Source organism: Streptomyces sp. NBC_00122 (assembly GCF_045160845.1).
Classification (GTDB): domain Bacteria; phylum Actinomycetota; class Actinomycetes; order Streptomycetales; family Streptomycetaceae; genus Streptomyces.
Genome location: NZ_CP108192.1, coordinates 252,547 through 260,100, shown reverse-complemented (window position 1 = coordinate 260,100; position 7,554 = coordinate 252,547). Strand labels below are relative to the sequence as shown.

Sequence of the window (7,554 nt, the reverse complement as noted above, 5' to 3'; positions counted from 1 at the left end):
CACAGCGCTGCGCGCTGTGACAGAGAGTCGCCTCGCTGCGCTCGGCGAGGCCGGCCTTCGGCCGGGGCGGTCGCTTCGCTCCCTTGCCTCGCGGTGCTTGGCTGTTCCGAGTACTTCAGCGCTGCGCGCTGAGGAGAGACCGGCCTCGCTGAGCTCGGCCGAGGCTCCTTCGGAGCCTTGCTCCTCCGCTTCGCTCCGGAGCAATGAACCGCCTCGCTGCGCTCGGCGGGGCTCGGCTTCGCCGAGCCAGAGCCGGCCCTTCGGGCCGGTGTCCTCCGCTTCGCTGCGGACGGCTTTTGGGCTAGTGTCCTCTGTTTTGCTCTAGACGGTTTTAGTCCGGCTTCGCTTCATCAAACGACTTTGCTAAGGGCGGCTCAGCGCTGCGTGGTGAGGAGTGAGAGACCTTGCTTGGTTGGGCTTACAGGCGTTTGGGGAAGAGCCCCTCGTTCTTGGTGCGTGGTGGTTGTTAACGGCGTTAACGCCGTTAACGGGTAGGCGAGGGGGGTGGTTCAAAGTGATGCATGGATAAAGATGGGAATCGGTCAGATTGCCTGGGGGGTTGGGGGACTGGGTGGGGGTTCGATGGGAGTTCTGGGAAGTGATGGGGCGTCAGGAAGTTCGGGTGGCGGAGGGTTGGAGACGGGCTTCAGTGCGCGCAGCGCGGCAGGAGACGGCCTATATAAGGTACGGAGATGCGTTGCCGCAGGTCAGGGCGGGTGCGGGGGGAAAGTTATGTCCCCTCAGAAGGGACATAACTGGGGGGATGTGTCGCTGCTAGGGGGACAGAACGAGCGCAAAACGTCAGCGAGACTGACGGTATTTGCGCTAAAACGTCGGGGCGGCTGACGTTTTAGCGGGGATGTGTCGGCGAACTGCTGGGGGGATGGGTGGGGTTGGGTGAGGGCTGGCGTGAAGCCGACGGGGAGGGGGTGGCCGAGATGTGTCCCTGCTGGGGGGACATAAGACACGCCGAACGTCAATGAGCGTGACACTTGTGTCACCCTTGTTGACATACTCTCCCTGCAGATCAACGAAGTGGAGAGCAGCCTCGTGTCATCAGAGCCACAACGGCGTCGGCGGAGTCCGGCGGGTGCGCCGCGTCCTGATCTCCCCGTTGATGATGCGATCTCGGCGTGGAGTCAGCCGCTGGCTCCGGTCAAGGACCTGGACAGTCTGGCGAAGCGGTACCCGAGCCGGAAGCTGACGCTGGACGGCGAGCGCAAGCCGCTGGAGTTCTACGGGACGCAGAATCAGCCGAATGCGTTCTCGATGGACAGTCTCGAGTTCTTCCTGGTTATCGCCCAGTACTTCCGGGAAGCCTTGCCGCTGAGGCTGATCCTGCTGCTCATCGCGTGCCAGCGAGCGGGGGGGCGGATTCCTCTTACGCAGGAGGAGATGGCTACCATCCTTGACGTCAGTCGGACAAAGACGTCGGAGGCACTGCACACCGTCATGTCTCATGGGATCGTCTTCAAGGTGCGGCGGGGTGTGTACCAGTTCAACCCGCCCTACAGTTACCGGGTGGCCGAGTTCATCCCGGGGACGGAGATGACGGGTGAGTTCGTGAAGGTGGAGCAGCACAGCACCATCTCGCAGATCCGCAGCGACACGAGCCTGCCCGACCTGGTGCGGTTCCCGTCGCTGGACCACATGCGGCAGGCCATCGAGGAACTGCGGGCCGAACGGGCCAAAGAGCGCGCTGCGCGTCGGCTGAGCCGGGCGAAGCGCACGGAAGAAGGGACAGCTCAGTGAGCACCTTGCGATTCGCTGCGGTCAACGCCGACGGGCTTCTCTCCGACCTCGACCTTCCGCCTGCGGCCTACCGTGTGCTGCTGAAGCTGCGTTCGCTGAGCGAGCCGGGCGGGCGGATCCTCATCGACCAGGCCACCGTCGGTGGGCTGCTGGAGCTGAGCCGGCCGAGCGTCAACGCGGCTCTGCGGAGTCTGGAGCTCGCGAAGCTGGTGCGGAAGGTCCGCAACGGTGTGTACCAGATCAATCCCATGCTGGCCGGGTACAACTCCTTCGAGGACGCTGTCGCCGCCGTGAACGACATGGCGGCCGAGGAGCGGCTCGACGCGCGGGGGTATGTCGCCAGCTACCACCAGGCGGTGGCGGCGTATCAGGACCAGCTGGCCGAGCAGCGTCAGAAGCGGGCCGCGCAGGCCGCGGCGAAGAAGGCTGCGGAGTCGAAGCGGCGGAGGACGCTGCACGCCGTGGGGTGAAGCGCCTAGGCGGGCTTGTGAGGGGTGAATGAGGGTCCCGGGATATGCCCGGGACCCTTTGGGGTTTTGAGGGGTCAGGAGGGGCCGGGAAGGGCTTCTGAGGGCTGTTTGGGGCCCTGGGGTCTCCTGGCGCTTGGTCAGAAGGCGAAGTCCACGTAGTCGATGTCCGTGAACTCGACCAGGAGGCTCGTGGCGCGGGCGCCGTTGTCCTTGAAGTAGATCTCCTGGAGGGCTTCGGCCGCGATCTGCCGGAGTTGGGCCTCGGCGGCGCCGGCCTCCTGGGCGGCGAAGAGGCGGCCCGCGTACTCCGGCGGGAGGTGCTGGGTGATGCGGCGCATGCGGCCGTCGTCGGTGGTGCCGGGGGCCGCGGTGAAGCCGAAGCGGGCGCGGGTCTCGATGACCAGGCCGGTGGTCCTGGCCGCCTTGTCGCGGGCGCGCTTGCGCACCAGGGGCTGCCAGCGGCGGCGTACCTCGGCTTCGAGGCGGGCGGCGAGTTCGGGCTTGGGCTGCTTGATCTGGTTCTTGACGTAGCGCTCGACGGTGCGCTGGGAGATGCCGAGCGTCGTTGCCACGGCCTTTGTCGATTTGAGCTGTTTGAGCAGGAAACGGAATTGGGCGCCCGCGGATTTGGGGATCGGGCGTGTGAAGTGCTGTTCGTCGGCCTTGGTCAGGCTGTCGGAGATGTCGGACATGTGTTACTCGCCGTCTGCTGCTGCGTCGTGGCCCTTGATGTGGCGGGCGGGGTTGAGGCCTTCGTCGAGCATCCCGACGGCCCACAGGAGGGGCTGGGTGCCCTCGTGCTTGACCATGCCGGGGCTGACGCCGAGACGGAAGCCGCCGGGGAGGGGCTTGCCGTCGGGGGTGCGCGGGAGGAAGTCGAGGGGGCCGGGGCCGTCGGAGAGGTACACCGCGCAGTCGGAGAGGACCGCGATGGGGTGCAGGCCGGCTGTCGTGGCGAGCTTGTTCATCTTGCGGTGCATGTTCACGCGGGCCGTGGAGATGACGGCGGCGCGGATGTCGGGGCGCCAGGTGGGGCGTTCGAGGGCGGGCCAGCGCTCGCCGGGGCGGTAGCCGGCGCCCTGGGGGCGTTCGCGGAGCTTGCCGATGCCGCCCTTGACGGTGGATTTGATCGCCGAGAGCACCGCTGTGGGGATGGGGGCGTCCTGTTTGTGCGTCGTCATCGCCTTGAGGAACTCGGGTTCGGGCATGGCCGAGGTGACGCCGAGGTCCGCCATCGTGGCCATGTAGGCGTCGCGGAGGCGGGTGTACCAGGCGTCGAGGTACGGGCCGCACTCGGGGCGGAGCCAGGCCTCGGTGGGGTGGACCTCGTGGCCGAGTTCCTGAGCGTAGGCGAGGGTCGGGGTGGCGTACCAGGCGGGGCCGGTCGGGGGCTTGCCGTGGGGGGTGAAGGGGCTGGGCAGGCGGGGGTCGAGGGAGATCGAGGAGAGGTCCGCCAACCAGCAGCCGGGAGCCGTCGGGTCGAAGCGGGGGCTCTTGGTGTGGGTGGCGGGGCCCAGGCCGACGGTGAGGCGGTTCGCGGCTGCGGCGAAGGCCATGTTGACGTCGATGCCGACGGCGTGGGTGCGGGTGCACTCCTCGTCGGTGAGGAGCTCCGGGTCGCGGATCCAGTCGTAGGCCTCTTCGTCGAGGACCTGGTCCGGGGTGCGCTGGTGGGAGCGGGGGTAGAGCGAGGCGACCACGGGGTGTTCGTCGGGGGCCTCCGGGGGGGCCGGGTCGACGGGGCGGGTGAGGGAGCCGGGGACGGGGGCGGATTCCCAGGTGTTGGTCTCGGCGTTGCGGGCGGCACGGGTGGGGGGACGGAGGGCCGTCATGAGTTCGAGGCCGGTGACGGCCGTGGAGCCGCGGGGGGTGAGGACGCGGGAGGCGTAGGTGCTGAGCAGCTCGGCGAGTTCGGGGGCCGGGAGGTCGGCGGTGTCCTCGCCCCAGGCGCGGGGGTCGAGGGCGCCCCACGGGAGGACCGCGAGCTGGACGCACTGGCGGCCGGTGGTGGGGGTGGCCGGTCGGTAGACGCGGGCCCAGGGGCCGAAGCCGCGGCGGGTGAGCTGCCACTTGCTCTTCGCGAGCTGCTTGAGGGTGGGGTGGTTGTCGGGGAGGCGGAGGGCGCGGCGGTCTTCGAGGGTGAGGGGGAGGCCCAGGGCCTCGGTGGCGGCGGGGGTGAGGACGAGGAGGGGGTCGCCGTCCTTGCCGTTGCGGTGGAGGCGGGGGGAGCGGAGGTCGGCGGCGGGGCCCAGGGCCCAGGAGATGAGGGAGGGGAGGCCGCCGGTGGTGGGGTGGTCGAGGATGAGGCCGCCGGTGGTGTGGGCGTGGCCGGCGCCGTCCAGGACGGCGAGGGGGCCGTTCCCTGCCGGGGGCGTGGTCGGTGTGGGGGGCTGGGACTTCGGCCCGGGGCTCCGGTGGGGGGTGGGGGGTGCGGTGCGGGTACGCGTGGGGGCCTGCGGCGCTCTTCCGCTACCCGCCCCTTCCCGGAACTGGGGCTCCGCCCCGGACCCCGGGTGGGGGGTGGGGGGTTCGGGCTGCGCCACGGGCGCCGGGGTTTCGGGGGCGGGGGTGGGCAGCGCTGTGCTTTCGGCGTGGGCCATGGGGGTGGGCATGGGGGGCTGCGGCGCGGTGGCGTTAACGGCGTTAACGCCGTTAACGGGGTGGAGGGTGGAGAGGCCCTCCAGGAGGCGGGCGTAGGCCGCGCGTTTGGGAGGGCGGGGGGAGGTGCGGCCGGTTTCCCACGACGTCACCGTTTCGCGGCGGACCGTCAGGGCCTTGGCGATCTGGTCCTGGCTCAGGCCGGCGGCCTCGCGCAGGCGCTTGCGCTCGTCCGGGTGGGGGAGCGGGTCCTGGGCGACCTCTTCGAGCAGGGCGTCGACCGCGGCGAAGAGGCCTTCCTGCTCGTTGGCGTCGGGGTGGGTGTTTCGGTTGTTCGGCATCGGTACCTCCACCCAGAGCCTATGTGAATCGCACCGCTGAACGCACATGAAACGCACGTGGGGGCGTTAACGGCGTTAATGCCGTCAGCGCCCCCGGCGTGGGTGGTGCCTCAGATGCCCAGCTCAAATGCGCAGCATGAGGAGTTCCGTGACGGCCTTGAGGTCGTCCGGGGTGAGGTGCGCGGTGAGCGCGTCCGCGATCGTTTCCGGGGAGATCGTGGAAATCGAGATCCGGGGGGCGGGGGTAGGGGCCGGGGCGGGCGGGGCGGGCGGGGCGTTAACGGCGTTAACGCCGTTAACGGGGGCCGTTCGTTGGCGGGGGGGATTAACGGCGTTAATGCTCTCGTCCGCGGCGGCCTCCTGGGCCTCCTGGGGGAGGCGGCCGATGCGGCGGGCCGGTTCGACCTTGAGCTCGCCCGTCTCCACCTTCTCCTGGAGGGTGGGGGTGAGGTTCAGGAGGGTCAGCCGCTGCGAGACCCAGGCCGCCGTCTTGCCGAGGCGCTTGGCGACCTGGGCCTGGGAGCCGTGGACGTCGACGAGTTCCTGGAGGGCGCGGGCCTGGTCCATGGGGGCCACGTCCACGCGGTGGACGTTGGCGATCAGGGCCGATTCGAGGATGTCCGCCGCGGAGGTGGAGAGGGAGTCGTTGACGTGGATCTGGATGGTCTTCAGGCCTGCCAGGTGGGCTGCGGCCAGTCGGCGGTTGCCGTCGATCACGACGTACGGGGCGCGGCCCAGGCCGTCGGTGGTGCCCGGGTGGGCCTCCATGAAGGCCATGCGGGTGGCGACCGCGAGGGGTTGGAGCTGGCCCCGGGCGGTGAGGGATGCCGCCAGTTCTTCGAGCTCCGTGAGGTCTTCGCGGAGGTTGAACGGGTTGTGGGCGAGGGCGTCGATGGGTACCTCGGACGGCGGGACCACCCCCGAGGTGGGCGCGCCGGTGGCCTCCGCGATCGCCGCGCGGCGGGAGCTGACACCCGCCGGCTGAGCCCGGGCGAAGGAAGCCGAGACGCCGAGTTTGTCGGCCTTGCTGCTCATGAGATCTCCCGGGCGAGGGCGCGCAGGGCGACGGCTTGGTCGCCCTTGGGGGCGTAGACGAAGAGGGGCTGCTTCACGCGGACCGCTTCGCGCTGTTCCTTGAGGTCGGGGACGACGGCGACGACCCGGGGATCCTTTATGTCCATCCAGGCCTGGAGGGAGGAGGTCGCGATGTAGCCGCGGCGGCCGTCGTAGAGGTTGACGACGAGGCCGAGGTAGTCGATGTCGAGGCTGAGGTCGTCGCGCAGGTCGTTGATCTGGGAGGTGAGGAGGTCGTACGCGTCCGCCGAGGAGTCCTCCGCCTGTACGACGATCAGCGCGCCGGAGGCGCCCGGCTGTTCGGTGTCGCGGCGGCGGCCGTAGTAGATGGCCGCGTCCATGCTCAGGCCGAGGCTCGGGGGGCAGTCGACGAGGATGACGTCGTAGTCGGCCTCGACGGGGGCCAGGGCGCGTTCGAGGGCGGCCTCGCGGGCACGGACGGTGGAGAGGCGGACGTCGAGGAGGAAGGCGTCCGTGCAGGCGGGGAGGATGTGCAGCCGGTCGCCGAAGCGGTCGTCCGCGATGGGGACGATCAGGTCGGAGAGCGGTCCCTTGGCCTCGCCGGCCATGTGGCAGGTGAGGCTGTCGCCGCCGATCGGGAGCGGCTGCTGGCCGAGCTGCTTGGTGAGGTGGCCCTGGGGGTCGAAGTCGATGAGCAGGACGCGCATGCCCAGGCCCGGGAGGTCCTCCAGGTCCAGGGGGGCGGATGCCAGGTCCGGCTGGTGGTCCTCGTCCGCCGTGATGCGGGCCAGTTGGCGGGCGACGCGTACGGGGTGGAGGGTCGAGGTGTCCTCGGCGAGGGCCTCGGCGGTGCCGGCGGTGATGGCGGTCTTGCCGACTCCGCCCTTCTGGTTGCACACGATGATGCGGCGTACGACGGAGGGCCGCTTGACCGTGGGGGCCGGGTTCATCTCCAGCCAGAGGCTGACGGCCTGGGCGAGTCCCTGGATGAGGGAGACGCCACGGTCCTTGGAGTCGGTGCGGAAGGACTCCCACTGGCCGGCGGGCAGCCAGGTGGAGAACGATTCGGCGCCGGACGTGTCGACGGGGGAGGGGGCGGAGGCGAGCGCGCTCCAGTGGGCGATCCCCTGGTGGACGGCGTCCTGGATGTCCACCCGCAGTTGGGCGGTGCGGATTTTCAACTCCTGGCGCAGCCACGGGGGGAGTTTGGAGACGACCTTCTCTCGGTCGCTCTGAGACGAGGGCGAAGTCATGAGAGGGACTTTACTAACGTCTGTGGGTGCGCGTGGGCGCCACGCTTGAGTTTTGCTAACGAATTGGCGTGTTTCCGGTTCTGGATGCGCGACAGGGCGGCCTCG

Annotated in this window: 6 protein-coding genes; 2 read left to right on the top strand and 4 right to left on the bottom strand. The window is 69.6% G+C overall.

Features of this window, described 5'->3' with window-relative positions:
• The first annotated feature begins 1,035 nt into the window (after nucleotides 1-1,035).
• Together OG737_RS35135 and OG737_RS35130 are read left to right on the top strand one after the other, a co-directional pair.
• Nucleotides 1,036-1,752 (top strand): hypothetical protein, encoded by a 717-nt coding sequence (locus OG737_RS35135; RefSeq protein WP_328930776.1) that lies wholly within the window; start codon nucleotides 1,036-1,038, stop codon nucleotides 1,750-1,752.
• Nucleotides 1,749-2,222 carry a MarR family transcriptional regulator gene (locus tag OG737_RS35130; RefSeq protein WP_328930775.1) on the top strand — a complete coding sequence of 158 codons (474 nt, stop codon included), beginning with the start codon at nucleotides 1,749-1,751 and terminating at the stop codon, nucleotides 2,220-2,222. Before OG737_RS35135 ends, OG737_RS35130 begins: the two co-directional genes overlap by 4 nt.
• A 137-nt stretch (nucleotides 2,223-2,359) precedes the next feature.
• On the opposite strand, the gene tpg is transcribed toward OG737_RS35130, so the two are convergent.
• The 4 genes from tpg to OG737_RS35110 form a co-directional block, all read right to left on the bottom strand.
• Entirely contained in the window at nucleotides 2,360-2,914 is a 555-nt protein-coding gene (gene tpg / locus OG737_RS35125; protein WP_328930774.1) for a telomere-protecting terminal protein Tpg, read from the bottom strand.
• A 3-nt stretch (nucleotides 2,915-2,917) separates the two neighbouring features.
• On the bottom strand, nucleotides 2,918-5,161 hold the full coding sequence (gene tap / locus OG737_RS35120) for a telomere-associated protein Tap (RefSeq protein ID WP_331723546.1): 2,244 nt from the start codon (nucleotides 5,159-5,161) through the stop codon (nucleotides 2,918-2,920).
• 123 nt (nucleotides 5,162-5,284) lie between these two features.
• The gene (locus OG737_RS35115; RefSeq protein ID WP_328930772.1) at nucleotides 5,285-6,196 is read right to left on the bottom strand and encodes a ParB/RepB/Spo0J family partition protein; all 912 of its coding nucleotides are present in this window, start codon (nucleotides 6,194-6,196) and stop codon (nucleotides 5,285-5,287) included.
• Nucleotides 6,193-7,449 (bottom strand): ParA family protein, encoded by a 1,257-nt coding sequence (locus tag OG737_RS35110; protein WP_328930771.1) that lies wholly within the window; start codon nucleotides 7,447-7,449, stop codon nucleotides 6,193-6,195. The genes OG737_RS35115 and OG737_RS35110 overlap by 4 nt, the downstream gene beginning before the upstream one ends.
• Nucleotides 7,450-7,554: the final 105 nt, after the last annotated feature.